14 protein-coding genes and 3 pseudogenes are annotated in these 14,981 nt (G+C 42.0%); 7 read left to right on the top strand and 10 right to left on the bottom strand.

Annotated elements, in window-relative coordinates; all coding sequences use genetic code 11:
- Positions 1–192 precede the first annotated feature (192 nt).
- A complete protein-coding gene (locus H6G76_RS15650) occupies positions 193–1,308 on the top strand; it encodes a glycosyltransferase family 1 protein (protein ID WP_190702110.1) in 1,116 nt (371 codons plus the stop codon).
- A 556-nt stretch (positions 1,309–1,864) separates the two neighbouring features.
- Here H6G76_RS15650 and tnpC read toward each other — a convergent pair.
- The 6 genes and pseudogenes from tnpC to H6G76_RS15625 form a co-directional block, all read right to left on the bottom strand.
- Positions 1,865–3,382, bottom strand: a pseudogene (tnpC, locus tag H6G76_RS15645) (IS66 family transposase).
- Positions 3,383–3,415: 33 nt separating this feature from the next.
- The gene (locus H6G76_RS37065; RefSeq protein WP_242056416.1) at positions 3,416–3,628 is read right to left on the bottom strand and encodes a hypothetical protein; all 213 of its coding nucleotides are present in this window, start codon (positions 3,626–3,628) and stop codon (positions 3,416–3,418) included.
- Between the two features lie 45 nt (positions 3,629–3,673).
- Positions 3,674–4,384, bottom strand: a complete 711-nt coding sequence (locus H6G76_RS15640; protein WP_242056415.1) for a ParB/RepB/Spo0J family partition protein — start codon at positions 4,382–4,384, stop codon at positions 3,674–3,676.
- Positions 4,338–4,916: an IS5 family transposase gene (locus H6G76_RS15635; RefSeq protein ID WP_190702107.1), complete on the bottom strand. Its 579-nt coding sequence runs from the start codon at positions 4,914–4,916 to the stop codon at positions 4,338–4,340. Before H6G76_RS15635 ends, H6G76_RS15640 begins: the two co-directional genes overlap by 47 nt.
- A 26-nt stretch (positions 4,917–4,942) precedes the next feature.
- On the bottom strand, positions 4,943–5,122 hold the full coding sequence (locus H6G76_RS15630; protein ID WP_190702106.1) for a hypothetical protein: 180 nt from the start codon (positions 5,120–5,122) through the stop codon (positions 4,943–4,945).
- A gap of 191 nt (positions 5,123–5,313) precedes the next feature.
- Entirely contained in the window at positions 5,314–6,927 is a 1,614-nt protein-coding gene (locus tag H6G76_RS15625; protein WP_190702103.1) for a serine hydrolase, read from the bottom strand.
- Positions 6,928–6,997: 70 nt separating this feature from the next.
- Between H6G76_RS15625 and H6G76_RS15620 the strand changes: the two are divergent.
- Positions 6,998–7,141, top strand: a pseudogene (locus H6G76_RS15620) (ParA family protein); the annotation flags it as partial.
- Positions 7,142–8,005: 864 nt separating this feature from the next.
- Positions 8,006–8,170: pseudogene (locus tag H6G76_RS37060) on the top strand (RNA-guided endonuclease TnpB family protein); the annotation flags it as partial.
- Between the two features lie 331 nt (positions 8,171–8,501).
- Here H6G76_RS37060 and H6G76_RS37695 read toward each other — a convergent pair.
- Positions 8,502–8,633 (bottom strand): hypothetical protein, encoded by a 132-nt coding sequence (locus H6G76_RS37695; protein WP_277883097.1) that lies wholly within the window; start codon positions 8,631–8,633, stop codon positions 8,502–8,504.
- A gap of 27 nt (positions 8,634–8,660) precedes the next feature.
- The gene (locus H6G76_RS15615; protein WP_190702100.1) at positions 8,661–10,043 is read right to left on the bottom strand and encodes an FAD-binding oxidoreductase; all 1,383 of its coding nucleotides are present in this window, start codon (positions 10,041–10,043) and stop codon (positions 8,661–8,663) included.
- Between the two features lie 51 nt (positions 10,044–10,094).
- On the opposite strand from H6G76_RS15615, the gene H6G76_RS15610 reads away from it, so the two are divergent.
- Both H6G76_RS15610 and H6G76_RS15605 read left to right on the top strand, forming a co-directional pair.
- Positions 10,095–10,949: a TetR/AcrR family transcriptional regulator gene (locus H6G76_RS15610; RefSeq protein WP_199337396.1), complete on the top strand. Its 855-nt coding sequence runs from the start codon at positions 10,095–10,097 to the stop codon at positions 10,947–10,949.
- Positions 10,950–11,149: 200 nt separating this feature from the next.
- The gene (locus tag H6G76_RS15605) at positions 11,150–12,496 is read left to right on the top strand and encodes a glycosyltransferase (protein ID WP_190702097.1); all 1,347 of its coding nucleotides are present in this window, start codon (positions 11,150–11,152) and stop codon (positions 12,494–12,496) included.
- Positions 12,497–12,621: 125 nt separating this feature from the next.
- Here the strand turns inward: H6G76_RS15605 and H6G76_RS15600 are convergent, their stop codons facing one another.
- On the bottom strand, positions 12,622–13,596 hold the full coding sequence (locus H6G76_RS15600; protein WP_190702095.1) for a glutathione S-transferase family protein: 975 nt from the start codon (positions 13,594–13,596) through the stop codon (positions 12,622–12,624).
- A 177-nt stretch (positions 13,597–13,773) separates the two neighbouring features.
- Positions 13,774–13,896: a hypothetical protein gene (locus H6G76_RS37690; protein ID WP_277883096.1), complete on the bottom strand. Its 123-nt coding sequence runs from the start codon at positions 13,894–13,896 to the stop codon at positions 13,774–13,776.
- Between the two features lie 13 nt (positions 13,897–13,909).
- On the opposite strand from H6G76_RS37690, the gene H6G76_RS15595 reads away from it, so the two are divergent.
- The gene (locus H6G76_RS15595; protein WP_190702092.1) at positions 13,910–14,101 is read left to right on the top strand and encodes a hypothetical protein; all 192 of its coding nucleotides are present in this window, start codon (positions 13,910–13,912) and stop codon (positions 14,099–14,101) included.
- A 128-nt stretch (positions 14,102–14,229) separates the two neighbouring features.
- Complete coding sequence (locus tag H6G76_RS15590; protein ID WP_190702089.1) at positions 14,230–14,682, top strand: cupin domain-containing protein; 453 nt, start codon at positions 14,230–14,232, stop codon at positions 14,680–14,682.
- Positions 14,683–14,981: the final 299 nt, after the last annotated feature.

Below are 14,981 nucleotides of genomic sequence, written 5' to 3'. Positions count from 1 at the left end.
TGTGCATCCTCCTCATCCCGGAAATTTCAACAAAAAATAACAGGTTTTACAGCAATCTTATTTAGATTGTGAACAAGACTTATCTGCGGATAGAGTTTGTGACTCTTAACTTGTTCATATTTCTATAGGAAGGCTCTAGCAGTCTCGGTTAGCTTCTATACTCATTGACTTTCTTACCAGACAACTACTGATATGACCGTAATTAATGCACTTGCTAATCAATATTATCTATATATCAAACGAGGACAAAAACCAATTCCTTGGAATATATATGACACTCATCCACCGATTGAGTTTGGTTTAACTACTTACTTTGGTAAGGTATTTCAGGCTATAGAGAAGAGTTTTCAGCTAAGTGGTTTAATATTTTATATAACTTGGGATGAAATTGATGAACTCCCATCATACGGGCCAAACGTTGTTGTTTTTGTATTAGGAGATGAGTGGTATCGTATACCAAAATATACTCACAAGGTTAGGGCCGTATTTAAATGTATAGGTACACGCACCATTCTGGGATGTAATCCTCTTTTCAAGCCTTCTTTACTCAATTTGCTGACACTGATTCAATTTCTCAGAATCTTAGTTGTCGGCTTACCTGGCTTCGTGAATTATCACTGGCACAAATTCAAAAGCTTACTATCAGGTCAAGGCAAAATCACTCCCATCTATGATATTCCTTTGGGGTACAACAACTCAAAGGATATGCCAATTAAAGATATTGAAGAACGTCTCTATGATGCTTATTTCTCTGGTAGCGTAGTACACGTACCATATCCTTTATGGTCTTTGAAGCGTTGGTTAGGAACGCCAAAAGCCCTGGCGCGACAACTCATGATATCGAGTGTCAATAAATTCAAGAAAAAAAATCCACATTTTAAAGTTGAATTATCAATTACTGGTGGTTTCCGCAATAGAACTGTTGAAGATGAGCGCAGTTATTGCGAAATTATGATGGATACAAAAATCTGCCTAGTTCCTAGAGGCACGTCTTTTGAAACAACTCGTTTGTTTGAGGCGATGAAATATGGATGTATTGTGGTGACTGAAGTTTTGCCTTCACGTTGGTATTTAGATGGCGCACCTGTGATTCAAATAGAGAATTGGCAAGATTTGGACAATATATTAAAAAACCTGCTGGAAAATCAGCAACTCATGCGAGAAATGCACCAACAATCTTTAAATTGGTGGAAAAATCAATGTTCAGAAGCCATTGTTGGAGAGTACATAGCCGAAAAACTTTATCGAAACATCCCTATTTCGACCAAATACATCGCAGGTGTGTCTATGTCTTTGACTCCACCCTAATCTAGGAGTTAGGAATTCTAGCAATGTTTCAGTTTTGAGTGATTTAGCCTGATTGTAATCTTGATTTAGGTTTGACAAAGCAAAATTTTTGAAATGTTAGGAGTTATGTAAAAATAACTTGAACAATTTACCGAATGGTTAGATCATCAGAATGTAACCGAATTAAAGGCTTAGATATCTGATAACCAAGTAGTAGAAAGCATTAGACTTGTCCGAAAACTCCAAAGCCATACTGTTCAAAGCTTTGGGCCAAAACTTTGATATTTGCGTAAAAACGCAGTTACAAGGTTTTGAGATAGTTAGTGATAGTTTAGAGGCATAAAAATCAACTCCTAATTTATAAAGATTTATGATTATTGCTACTAGCTAACCTGGGAGAACCAAGCTACCTATTCTCAATCTAACTAAACCAACGTGAGTTCGATGAACCTCTCCCCAACCCCTCTGTCTTGAAAAGTTTTGCGCCGGGAAACCCGGACGCGCAAACTTTTCGCTCCGACGCGGAGAGGGGCATAAATCTTCCTAGTTTTGAACGAAAAAACGTAAGGATTCAGGTCTAATATTGAGGAAGTAAAGAAGGGCGAGACAGAGAATTATCAGAATCAGCAATTAGAGCCTGTGCAAAAAAATCAATAACAGACCTACCTTGACGACGACACGGCAGTCGCTTCAAGTCGGCAAAGCCGCCCAACGCGCTGCCTCAGCTTTGAACCACCGTCAACAAATTGGCAGTATGTTGAAACCGCTCCATCGAACGGGAACCACCACTCACCTTACGTTTTGTCACAGCCAAACGCAGCGAGCGTTCGGCCTGATTATTATCAGGAGGAACTTCAGGATGGTCAAGGAAATACCACCATTGGCTTGCTTTATCGCGCAAAGAACGTAAAAGGTTTCCAGCCATAGCTCCTGCCAAGTTAATCCATTGTTTAACAGAGGATTGCACCTTGGACTTGAATTGCTTAACCCAATCGTTATAACTGGTAGAGTCAAGAGTTTCAAACCATTGAGCATAACTTCTGAAAGCTTCATCAATTAAATCGACAAACGTTTCGCCAATAGTTTTGTTGTGAAGACCGGGAAGTTGAATCAATTTTTTGAAGTGACGGCGTAGATGAGCCAAACATTTTTGCTGAGAAACAGCTTGATAGCCATTGTAAACACTAAAATCGTCGCTGATAATTACACCTTGATATTCAGTGCCTAAAATTGCTGATAATTCTGCTCTAGAGCGAGTATCAGCCGCAGTAAACAGGCAGAATTCAGAATTAGCCACTACCCATAACCATTCTTTAACTCCTTTAACTGACCAAGGCGTTTCATCCACATGGATATTAGGTTGTGTCTGTTTTACCCAACTACTCAACTCAGTTACGCTCGGTTCTATCGCTTGTTGTATTCGCTCATTGGTTGCAACTAACGTCCCCAGCCCAATCTCAATTTGCCCCAGTTCCCACAACATTTCCTGCTGTTTTTCATAAGGCATATGTGCATAATTATTTGCCCACCCTAAAAATGCCTGTAACGACGTTCCTAAATCTTGTCCTGGAATCATGTCTTGTGGCCAGGCGGCTGTTTGTACATTGCCACAACTCTCACACACGCAGGTATGGCGTTGATACTCCACTACTTCGATTGGACGTTCCACTAATTGCGCTACTGAGTGCTTTTCTACTTTTACTGCCTCTGCCGTAAATGCTTTTTGACCACAATAGGCACAATCAGTCGGTCGTAAGATTTCATAGCGATCTACTCGGACATAGCCCTTACGGGTTTTGCCTTGATGTCCTGGTTGCCCACCTGGTTTCTTTTTTGGCTGATTTGATTGGTCTTGAGGCGGTACTGTTTTGTTTTCGCTCTTTTTGAGGATGTCTCCTGATGGAGGTTTCGATGAATTAGTACTATCTAAATCTCTGCTGACTTTTAAACGCTCTATTTCTTGCTGTAATTCTAATATTATTTTTTGTAGCTCACGTATTACCTTGCTCTGCTCAATGATGATGTCCACCAGTTCTTCTTTGGATAACTGGCTCAAACTTTCTCGGTCTAGATCTTGAGGCAGGTTTTGGTTCATATTTTTGATACTTCCCCTCAAGTGTTCCCTTTGTCAATACTCTGTTACCTGAATCCTTACCTTTTGTTTAAGTATTTCTTCAACTTCTGCTAATTTTTGGCGTAATACTTGTTGAAACTCTGTTAATTGTGCTGTTTCTGTGTTCTTTAATGACTCTACAGAGACTTTTTGTAGACGATGAGATGTTTGTACTAATAATTTATTAACGGTTTTATTTGATTTAGAAGGTTGTACTGGAGATGCCACCACTTCAGCTACTAATTTTCTTGTAGCAATAACAGATAGTTTTTCTTAAATTACTTTGTGCGTAGTTCGTTCTCTAACTGATTTTGCTTTGTCTTCAGATAGCCCTAAATTTTTAGCAGAAAGTTTATGTAATGCCAGTGCATGAACACCTTTAAGCCCATTTCTTATCGCAACTTTTAAATCTTCTGGTAAGGTTAGCATAGGAAAAACATTGGCATCAATTGAAGCTGGATTTAACTGTAAGTCTAGTAATATCCTTAACACTGCCTTTTCTGATTCACTTAAATCTAAAATTTCTAATGCTTGTTCTTGTTCTGCTGCACTAGCCGTGATTGTGTCTACAATCGACTGTATTTGCTTTTGTGCATTTAAACGACGTATAACAGTTGAGAGAATACGTGGAACATCTTGTACATTTAATCCAGTAACGGTAGATAATTCGTATACTATTGCCTCAGCTTTATCAAGAGGATTAAGATCCTCTCGATGAAGAGAAGTTAGCAGAGCTTTGCGATGTAGGCTTGAAGGCTCGGAAATTATAACTGCTTGTATTGTTTTCCAACCTAAAGCTTTAGCACTGCGCCAGCGGCACTCTCCATCAAATATCAATAAATGATTAGCTCTTTGAATTAAAATAATTGGTTGTAACTGTCCATCGCTTTTGAGAGAGCGAGACATTGATTCGATACTTTCTCGTAAAAATGTTTGTCTAGGTTGTTCGGGATTGGGCTGAATTTCTTCGACGTAGGTTTTCATCTCTAGGATGAGGCTGTGTTTCACTATTTGCGCGTTGTTGAATTTTAGCGTTACTACATGGTGGAATTATCGCTTTTGCCCCACGTTGCGAAATGGTGTCGTAACAACCTTTTGTGTCATAGACACCATCTCCAGACACTTGCTCTATCGGCTGATCAATCTGCTCCAATATGTCAGGCAATACCTCGCAATCAGCCATATCATTAGTAGTCACCACCGCACCCAGAATTTCTCCACTTTCTGAGTCAACGCCTAAATGCAACTTACACCATGTACGTCGTTTACCTACCCCATGTGTGCGGACTTTCCATTCACCTTCACCATACACTTTCAATCCGGTCGAATCCACCACTACATGAACAGCCTGATCTTTTGGCACAACAGGCAATTTCACCGACAACTTGCTTAATCGTCGGCATAGGGTAGTGTGATCCGGGACTGCTAGCTCAATCCCCATCAGCGTGAACAACGATTCTAAAAACCCCTCTGCTTGCCGCCCTGGTAGATGAAACACTGCTTGAATTTTACCCATCGTAGCGTTCCCGCTTCGGGTTGCCGTCAGGCATCGCCGTATCTGAGTAATAATTCGATGCTCCTTTTTTCCCCGTTTTTTGTTGGTTGTGCCACTGTTTCGATTACTTTTTCGTTCACCCAGAAGGTTATACTGCCTCGTTGCTTGAGTGCCGCCGCATCATAAGCGTTCCAATTTTTCACTTTGTACTGGGCTTTCGTCTTCATCTTTGAGCTAAGTGGTGAGCGAACATAGGCGATAGGTAAAATTTACCATTTTGCCTATTCACGCAACAATGCCTTTTGGAATTATTCAGTCAGGCTTAATTCAAGGAAATACCAACAGACCAGTTAATTCCATTGCTACTGTTTCAATCCCACACTGTTTTAACCGCAACGAGATTGTTGGGCGCGTCTTTTTATTTCACAAATTGAATGTTTCTGACACTTCCATATCCTGCGCTCATATTGAATCCAGCAACTTGATGAAAATCATCACGGACAAACTGCAAAGTGATGTCCGTACCTTCCAATAAATCTTTGTTAATTGGCTTGAGGGTTTCTCGAAGAGAATTTCTTCGATTTAGCAGCAACTCTCCGTCTTCTATACTGATTCTGTAGGTGACATCTAACTCTTTGCAATAATACTCTCCTGTAAAATCCATCCACTGTTCAGAATCAGGAGGAGCAAAGTCTAGCCGTTGGAAAACGTCCCGTGTTTTGCCCTCCCAACAAACGTAAAGATGGGAGGGTTCATCTAAACTTGCCTCTTCAAATTCAACATCGGCATTAGAAGGAATATCCATTATTACAAAATGATTTGAACTCACAGGAGCAAGTGTAAAGCTCATTCCAGCAAATTCCACGATTAATTTCCCGTTCTTTACCAATAACTCCCAAACAATTCCTGTTTTTGGGTTTTGATAAAAGCCAGTCTTGCTCTCTAAATCAATCGATGGAATTTCTCTTATTTGGGTTTGGCGGCGTACAGATTCTCTGCTTTGCTCAGTAAAGTCATCAACTAAGTAGATATCTGCGACTTTTCTGGCAAGTTCTGGCGGTTCAGCACTGCCCAAATTTGACAAGCAAATTACAGAGAATCTCTGTTTGGGGAATCGAAGCATCTGTGAGCTGTAACCCATCCATCCACCACTGTGGCTGATGGTTTCTAATCCTCGGTAATGCCCTATAACTAAACCAAAGGCATAATCTATCCCTTCGCCGCTATTCAATCTTCCAGGTGTAATGATTTCTTCGATCAGGTCTTGCCCATATCCTCCTAATTTGTTTTGGTAAAAATTCTCATCCCAGATACATAGATCCTCAACTGTGGTATAGATACCACCGTCACCCACGACATCAAAAATAGACATATCAATCCGAAAGCTACCTTCGTCCCTCACAGAGTAGCCAATCGCTCTATTCCTGACAATCCTTGTGAAATCATCGTGAAAGTGAGTTGTCTTCATCCCCAGCGGACTGAAAATATGCTGATCAGCAAAAACCGCCAGAGATTCTCCGGAGACACGTTTTACAATTTCTGCCAAAAGAAAATATCCTGAGTTGCTGTACAAATGCTCCTCTCCTGGCTTGAAGTTCAATTCTTTTTGACGAGCTATTAAACCAATGATTTCGTTCTCAGGATACTCATTCTCACATCGCATTCCTGCCAACCCCATGAGGGTTAGGTAATCACGAATGCCGCTTGTGTGGTGAATCAGATGCCGCACAGTAATGGGATACTCATATCTGGGTATCTCTGAAATGTAGATTTGGATCTCGTCATCTAAAGAAAGTTCCCCCTTTCTTGCAAGTAAAGCAATGCACATCGCTGTAAACTGCTTGGACGTTGAGGCAATATCAAAGACCGAATTTGGAGAAATCGTTACGTTGTGTTCTAAGTCAGCGATACCATAGCCGCGCTTATAGACAGTCTCACCATCTTTGATGATGGCTAAAGCAAAACCAGGAGAGCCTGGTTTATCCCATTCAGAAAATAATTCATCGACTTTATTTGGTGATGGGAGTGTCATGATTGAAAGCTTGAAAGATTACTCTGCTCATAATCTGACACAATGGGGTATATTTTGACCAGTGTTATGTATGGGCGTGAAATTGACCAAGGTTATCTCACTCTTCAATCAAGCTGGTGGTGTCGCTAAAACAACGACAACCCAAAATCTTGGCTATCACCTTTCACTCCGCCGCCACAGGGTACTGGTGATAGACATCGACCCCCAAGCTTCGGGAGCAATGCGATTTTGTGGGATGACCCTACCGGGAGAGCGATCGCGCTCATCAATATTAAGTATTTTAAAATAAATGGTTCTTCAGTAGGTATTATGCTTGAATTTTAATTAAAGTCTTTCACTTACCTTGAAAATCAAGCCTTACAAGAAGTTATGGCTTCAATTTGATAATCACGCCTCAAATGCTAGGGCTAACGGCTGTTATCTTTGTCCAGAAAGAATTTCATGCTTATTTACAGACGTTTTTAGCATAATAAGTAATGAAGAGCCTAAATCATTAAGATTCATACCTTCAATGACAACTGAGTAAATAGCATTCTACTTGTAATTTTTTTATGAATCTAACTTAATTACATAAAAACTTACTTCTTTTGAAAAACCAGTGATAGTCTGCTTTAGAGTAGAATCAATTTTTTGTTTTTTTGTTATGTTTATAAGTTTTTAGATTAGCAGCCATATTTTTCTCCTTAAAAGCATTGATTTTTAGTGAACATAAGATGAGTGCTTGTTGACAAACTTGCTGATTCTTAATAGCTATAAGTAAACTCAGCTTATGCACTTCTTGCCCTATCGCTTAGAACGGCGTTACACAATAATCAGTAACTTTTCAACAAACAAGGCAGGAGCTAGGAGGTGAGAAAATTTTACTTGTTTGTAATCTTGTAGAACTTATGCAATGCCAAACAGGCGATCGCTATTCACTCATGGGCGGGAAAGACCGATAATTGAGACAAGGAGCGTCTTTAGGGGTTTAGCTAAAAACCGCAATTCATCTCATCACTTACCGCGATGAGATGAATTGCGGGTGAGTTGACGACAGTTTTCCGACGGCAGTTGCTACAACGGGGGGAATCCCCGCAATGCACTGCCTCACCAATACCGACAGGCGAGGCAGGGAAACAGGGTTATCCAGAAGCGTGTTTCACGACGCAAGAAGGGTAGTAATCGCAGAGCGAAGGCTGTTAAGCACCTGAGCAAACAACATCAAAAAGTTGCCGATAAACGAAAAGATTTTCATTTTAAAACTGAGTTGTTGCATATTGGGGATGGTTTGGTATAAGAAACAAAAACTGATAGCTAAAAATTAGATTTGGCACAATTACAACCAAACGGCGATCTCATCTGAGTGATCAAGTGAGATCGTTTTTTACTTTTTGAGTAGTGCTATTTACTTGCCTAAAGCTGGGCATATCACTCTCCTGAATCTGAAAGAGTTTGAAACAGTAGCAATCATGTATCTGGATGATTGTTTTAGTTCTTGGAAAAGTGCAGAATTTGGGTGGCAATCGTGAATAACTAAATATTCAAGATGTCCTCTTGCAATGTGCAGAGGTACTTTCTTGCCTAGCTCGATTTAGTTAAGCGGCTGATGAGGGTGGTCTACCTTGTTTGGCTAGATGTCGCCATTGCAGTGGTTTTAGGAGTTGTGGTAGCAATGGATAATTTTGTGATAGATTCTTGATAGTTTTAGCCCTAGCTTTCGGTTGCACTCCCTGTCGGCACGGCGGTAAGCCAACTCAGGGTTTAATATTCTGATTGAGATGAAAAATGTTCTCAGGATCGTATTGCCTCTTAATCTGTACCAAGCGCTCGTAGTTAGCTCCGTAAGCGGCAGCGACGCGATCGCCCTCTTCTTCAGTCATAAAGTTTACATAGGCACCAGCAGACGCATAAGGTGCAGAAACTTGGAAAAACTCCCGCGCCCAAGCAATACATATCCCATCTTGCGCGGCATCATCCCATCGTCCATGCACGTTAAGCACAAACTTTGCATCTCGATGATAATATGCTGTAGCATCTGCTGAAATTCGGTTGGGTTTCCCGGCAATCAATCCGATGAATATTTCACAAGCTGGGGAGGGTAATTTGCCTGCGAATTGGGCGATCGCATCCAGCACTTCATCACGTAACTCTGTGAAATTATGAGATTTCCAGTAGTTCCTAGCACCGCGCGTCAGTAAAGGGTCAAATGCTTGTTGCCATGCTACATAGGGTTGAGCGCCGATATGTTCGCCATAGGCATCGCCAAAACTGCGTAGAGGCTCAATCAGCTTCTCACCCTCTGCAATGTCACCTGTATAAAAGACAGCTAGTATGATTACCTCTTGACCATGCACGTGTTCGGGCAGAAAAGGCAGTGGCGGAGCCTTGCGGAGTACTACCCATACATTCAGTTCTTCAGGAGCCGATTCTGCAAATTTCCGATATTGTGTTAGCACCTGTTTAGCCTGGCTAAACGGAAAAACGATTAACCCAGCCAATATTTCCGGCCCGACGGGATGGAGAGCGAATTCAAACTCTGTAACTACACCAAAGTTACCACCGCCACCGCGAATCGCCCAGAAAAGGTCAGGGTTTTCGGTTGCGCTGGCTCGGATGTGATTCCCGTCTGCTGTGATCACTTCCGCAGAGATCAGATTGTCGATGGTCAGACCGTATTTGCGAGTCAACCAACCAAAACCACCACCTAAGGTAAGACCGGCGATACCCGTCGTTGAATTAATTCCCACTGGAGTCGCTAACCCATGTATCTGTGCCACTTGATCAAAATCAGCCAGGGTCGCACCTGGTTCGACATAGGCACGTCGCTTCTGAGAATCGACACGGACAATCTTCATACTGGAAAGGTCGATCATCACGCCGCGATCGCACAAAGCATTCCCCGCAATATTATGTCCAGCACCCCTGATTGATATTTCCAATCCGTTTTCACGCGCAAACAAGATTGCATGGGCAACATCATCGGCTGTTGCACACTGGACGATCACAGCAGGTCGCCGATCAATCATTGCATTCCAGATTTCCCGAACTTCGTCATAACGCGGATCTTCAGGAAGTACCACATTACCCTTCACATTGGTCTTCAGGCTCCCAAACGTCTCATTCAACAATGTTGTCATAATATTTATTCCTACTACTTTCAAAGCGATCAATAAAATCTCTGACCTTTTATGCATCGTCAAATTTGTTGTCGCCCAAGGTTTTCTGCGGTTTTTCCAATAGTGTCAGATATCTGCGGCAATCTGATTTGTCTGCGAAGACAATTAGCTTGTCCTGATTTTGCCTTATCTTGGATGACATCAAGAGTAGTACATAAAAGCACGAACAGTCGTGTTTTATATGTCAAAATTGATTATTACGACCGTTCGTACTATTGTCAAGCCATGAGTAATATTTCGTCATTAAAAACCGATTCAAAAGGCGGTGAGTCTCGCCGCTCGAAAGGTCAGACTAGCCGCGCCACTATTCTGCTAACTGCGGCGAAGTTGGCAACAATCAAGGGACTGAATGGGTTATCACTTGGGACTCTAGCCGCTGAAGTGGGGATGAGCAAGAGTGGACTCTACGCGCACTTTAAAGACAAAGAAGAACTAGAGTTGGCAACGATTGAAACGGCAGCTGTGATTTTTGAGAGTGAAGTGCTTCAGCCGGCGATGCAAGCACAGGCGGGAACTGAGCGGCTGAAGGTAGTAGTTAATTCATTTCTTTCTCATCTGGAACGCAAAGTTTTTCCGGGTGGGTGTTTTTTCGCCGCAGTTGCCGCAGAACTCGACACGCGTCCAGGGCCAGCCCGCGATCGCGTTGTCGAAATGCTAGACAAGTGGATTTCATTATTGAAGCAGTGCATCCTTGACGCACAAGTTCTCAGCGAAATAGATCCCAACGCGGACGTTGCTCAGATAGTCTTTGAAATCGAAGCCATGCTTTTGGCTGCGAATTTCCTCTTTGTAATGAGGGATGACCCGATTCATCTGATCCAAGCGCGCAGGGGGATAGAAAATGTATTATCACGACTCTCCAGTTAGGGACTTTTAGTTAAAAAGATAACCCTCATTTGTCATTAATGAATCTATCCCACTTACAAAATCCGGTTAATCCAAATATGAATTGTGGCTAGAGAAAGAAAAGCGTTGAAGCAGTCCGAAATTCGCTCCCATCGCACAACCAGACGGCGATATTTTTTTGGATACCAAGCGAAACTATCTTTTTAAAAAGCAACAGATCAATGGCAAAGTTTCTTTTATCTACCTTACCTTTTGTTGGTCATGTTGCGCCGATGCAACCTGTAGCACAACAATTAATTGCACGTGGACATGAAGTTGTTTGGTATACCAGCAAATTTTTTCAGTCGCAAGTAGAAAATACAGGAGCGCGTTTTGTACCGATAACCAGTTGTCTGGACTACGGTGATGGTGATTATGATAAATATTTCCCGGAACGTGCGGCTCTAAAAGGTATAGCACAGTTGAAATTTGACTTCAAATACTTGTTCATTGAGTCAATATCAGGATATTTACTAGATTTAGAGTCAATTTTGTCAAATTTTCCCGCAGATGTACTGCTAGGAGATCCAGCAGTTGTAGCTGTAAAAATTTTAGGTGACAAACTGGGTATACCTTGGGCATATCTCAATATCAGTGTTTTGGGTCTAGCCAGCCATGATGTGCCACTCTTCGGTTTAGGGATGATGCCTTCTTATTCTCCACTAGGACGAGCGCGCAATGCTGCTTTGTACTGGTTAAGCGATCAATTTTTATTTGCTGATGTTCAAAAGCATTTCAATAAGTTGGCTAAAAGTAATGGTTTTGAACCGTTCCGTTTTGGCCCTACCGTTTCTCCTTGGCTGTATTTGCAACCATCTGTACCATCATTTGAATATATGCGTACAGACTTGCCCCCCACAGTACATTTCATCGGCCCTTTAGAACCTAATTCTCCACCCGATACACAAATGCCTCAATGGTGGAATGAAGTAATAAATACTAGCAAACCTATTGTACTAGTCACACAAGGTACTGTTGCTACTCAAACCCAGCAATTAATTGAACCAACCCTGCAAGCTTTGGCTAACGAAGATGTACTTGTGGTCACAACTACAGGTGGCAAAACTCAGGAGCAGTTAAAGATAAACCTGCCTGCTAATGTGCGTATTGCCTCATTTATTCCTTTTTCTCAATTGATGCCTCATGTTTGTGTTTACGTAACCAATGGTGGATATGGAGGCGTAACAATTGCTCTGTCGCATGGTGTGCCGATAATTTCTGGTGGTCAGACAGAAGATAAACCAGAAGTTAGCAACCGTATTGCTTATTCTGGCGTAGGAATTAATTTAAAAACGGCGACTCCCAAACCAAGACAAATTCGTAACGCTGTCAAAAAAGTTTTATCCGATCATCGCTATAGGTTGAAAGCACAAGAGATGAAAGCTGTGTTTGCTAATTATCATGCCGCTGAGACAGCAGCACAACTGTTAGAAAAGCTAGCAATGACAAAAAAACCTGTGTATGCCTCTTTACCACAAGAAGCTTATTTAGCAGGTTGGCGGCAAACAACACCAGCATATCCACTCTAATCCTGATTACTTTAGCGTTTTTAGCCGTTAGCTAAAACGAAATGACTTTGCGCTTGCACAAAAACTTACTGCTGTGATTACTTGAACGTTAATTGCAAGTGTTGAATATGAGTATCCGAGCGTTACTAAGTATTGCCGAAGCGAGCGCGATCGTGTATTTCATCAAAATTAATGATTGGCCCCTTCGGCACAATTCGATTTGGATTGATCTCGGTCATACTCATGTAATAAGCACGTTTGGTATAGTCTAGATTGCAGGTTACTTTGAACCCAGGATGCTGGTATAAATCCTTGAGATAATTCCAGAGGTTGGGATAGTCGAGAATCCGGCGCAAATTACACTTAAAGTGAACGTAGTAAACAGAATCAAAGCGATATAGCGTTGTAAACAAACAAATATCTGCTTGGGTCAGTTGATTGCCGCATAAATATCGCTGTTTGCTCAGAACGGTTTCCCAATAATCTAAATTCTCGAACAGTTCAGTGACTGCATCTTCGTAGGCGGCTTGCTCCCTTGCAAAACCACAGCGATATACACCGGCATTAATTGGTAGATAAATTGCATTGATTGTTTCATCAATCTTAAGTTGTAGATCGCGCGGGTATAAGTCTATCTTGCTTGTTGCTAAAGAAGCAAACTCCACGTCCAACATCCGAATAATCTCCAGAGATTCATTGTTGACGATGGTTTGAGTTTGCTTATCCCACAACACCGGAACCGAAACTCGTCCCGTATATTGAGGATCGGCTTTTTTATAAATTTCTTGTAAATATTGAGCGTGATTTACCCAGTCAGGGATGGCTCCGGGTGCTTCAGTAAACATCCATCCCTTGTCACTCATAATTGGATCGACGATAGAGATGGAGATCGCATCATTCAAACCTTTAAGTTCTCGCATAATTAAGGTGCGATGCGCCCACGGACAAGCCAAAGAAACGTAGAGGTGATAGCGTCCTGCTTCCGCCTTAAACCCACTTTTACCATCGGCAGTTACGCGTTTGCGAAATGTTGTCGGTTTCGGCTTACCACTAGAATCTAATTCCGTGTTATCAGTGTGATCAGTTGTCCATTGCCCTTGAATCATCATTCCTGATGGCATAATTCCTTCCTAGCCCTACTAAAGAGCTAAATACAAAATCTATTAATTGAGAAATTTGGAAAATTACTTCAGGCTGATTCTTTTGTATTTCTGAAATTGATTAAGTTCTTAAAAAATGTTGACAAAATCTGCCTCAGGGAAATGAGTCTAAAGTTCTTTCCTGAGTGCGATCGCTCCTCAACGGGTGCAACTCACCCCAATCACTTCCCCAAATCGAGAGCCATCGCCACCAATTGACGAAATATCTGCGGCTGGGTCTGTAGAATAGTCAGGTGGAGAATGCCCTTGAACTGCAAGCATTTTGTAGAGATCAATGCGTCAAGAACAGGGTGCAGGGGGTGGCTGTTGTGGGTGTAGTGAAGACGGCACCATGCGGGGCGAGGAAGCCCCAGATGGTGCCATCGTCTTACTCATACGGGGCTTATGTCCCAGTATGCGTTGGGGCTATCTCTTCCCCTACACCTCACCCCAACGGGGCTTGGTCATTTCACTAATGCAAAATTAAAAACATATCTACTGGACATTCGGAAATGGTCTTATTTGAATGGGTAGTATGTTATGTCGCTGTTGATTCAATTGATTTTCATGCAATTGAGAAGCCCACTTGTACCAAATCATCTCAGAAAGGACTTTATGATTGAAAATATATCTATCAATTCTCCTGCTCCCCATGAATCCTTCGAGCAAAAGCCAACCGACGAGGTAGTTATTGTGCGCCCAGATGCCGCAATACTGGCTGGCGAACGGTTATCGCATTTTGTTGGGATCAGTGGAAATACAACGGGTGCGAAGGGAATTTCCCTGAATCTGGTGATTATTCCTCCTGGAGGAATTGCCGAGCCACATTTTCACCCAGATCATGAAACGGCAATTTATATTCTCAAGGGTCGGGTTGAAGTCTATTATGGGCAAGGACTCAAGCAATGCCAAGTGTGTGAAACAGGGGATTTCGTTTTTACTCCCCCAGGTGTTCCGCATCAACCCCGGAATCTGAGTGCAATAGAACCCGTTTATGTTCTAGCTGCTCGCAACGATCCAAACGAACAGGAGGAAATCGTACTCTACGAGCCGATGTTGGATAGTTAAGTCAGCTTTAGTGTTCGTTTACTCAAAGGACGCAAGAGAACTGCTACAAAGCAAAACTAAAGAAATTTTTTAACTTATTACCCCATCCATTCCACCCAATCGGGAGCCACAGCCACCAAATCTGCAATTTTTCTGATTGAAACACCTTCTAGGCGATCGCGTTCCATCCTCAGCAAGAAAGGTAGGGCTGTTTCATTCCTTAAGGGGCTACAAAAAGGGCTAGAATGCAGACAGAATAAGTCTCATAGCTCTTTGACCTTGTTGGTAGAAAGGACGCTTATTAGGACTTAATGTCAATA

The sequence above is a fragment of the Nostoc sp. FACHB-152 genome (genome assembly GCF_014697475.1).
GTDB lineage: Bacteria > Cyanobacteriota > Cyanobacteriia > Cyanobacteriales > Nostocaceae > Nostoc_B.
This window is presented reverse-complemented; position numbering and strand designations above follow the sequence as displayed.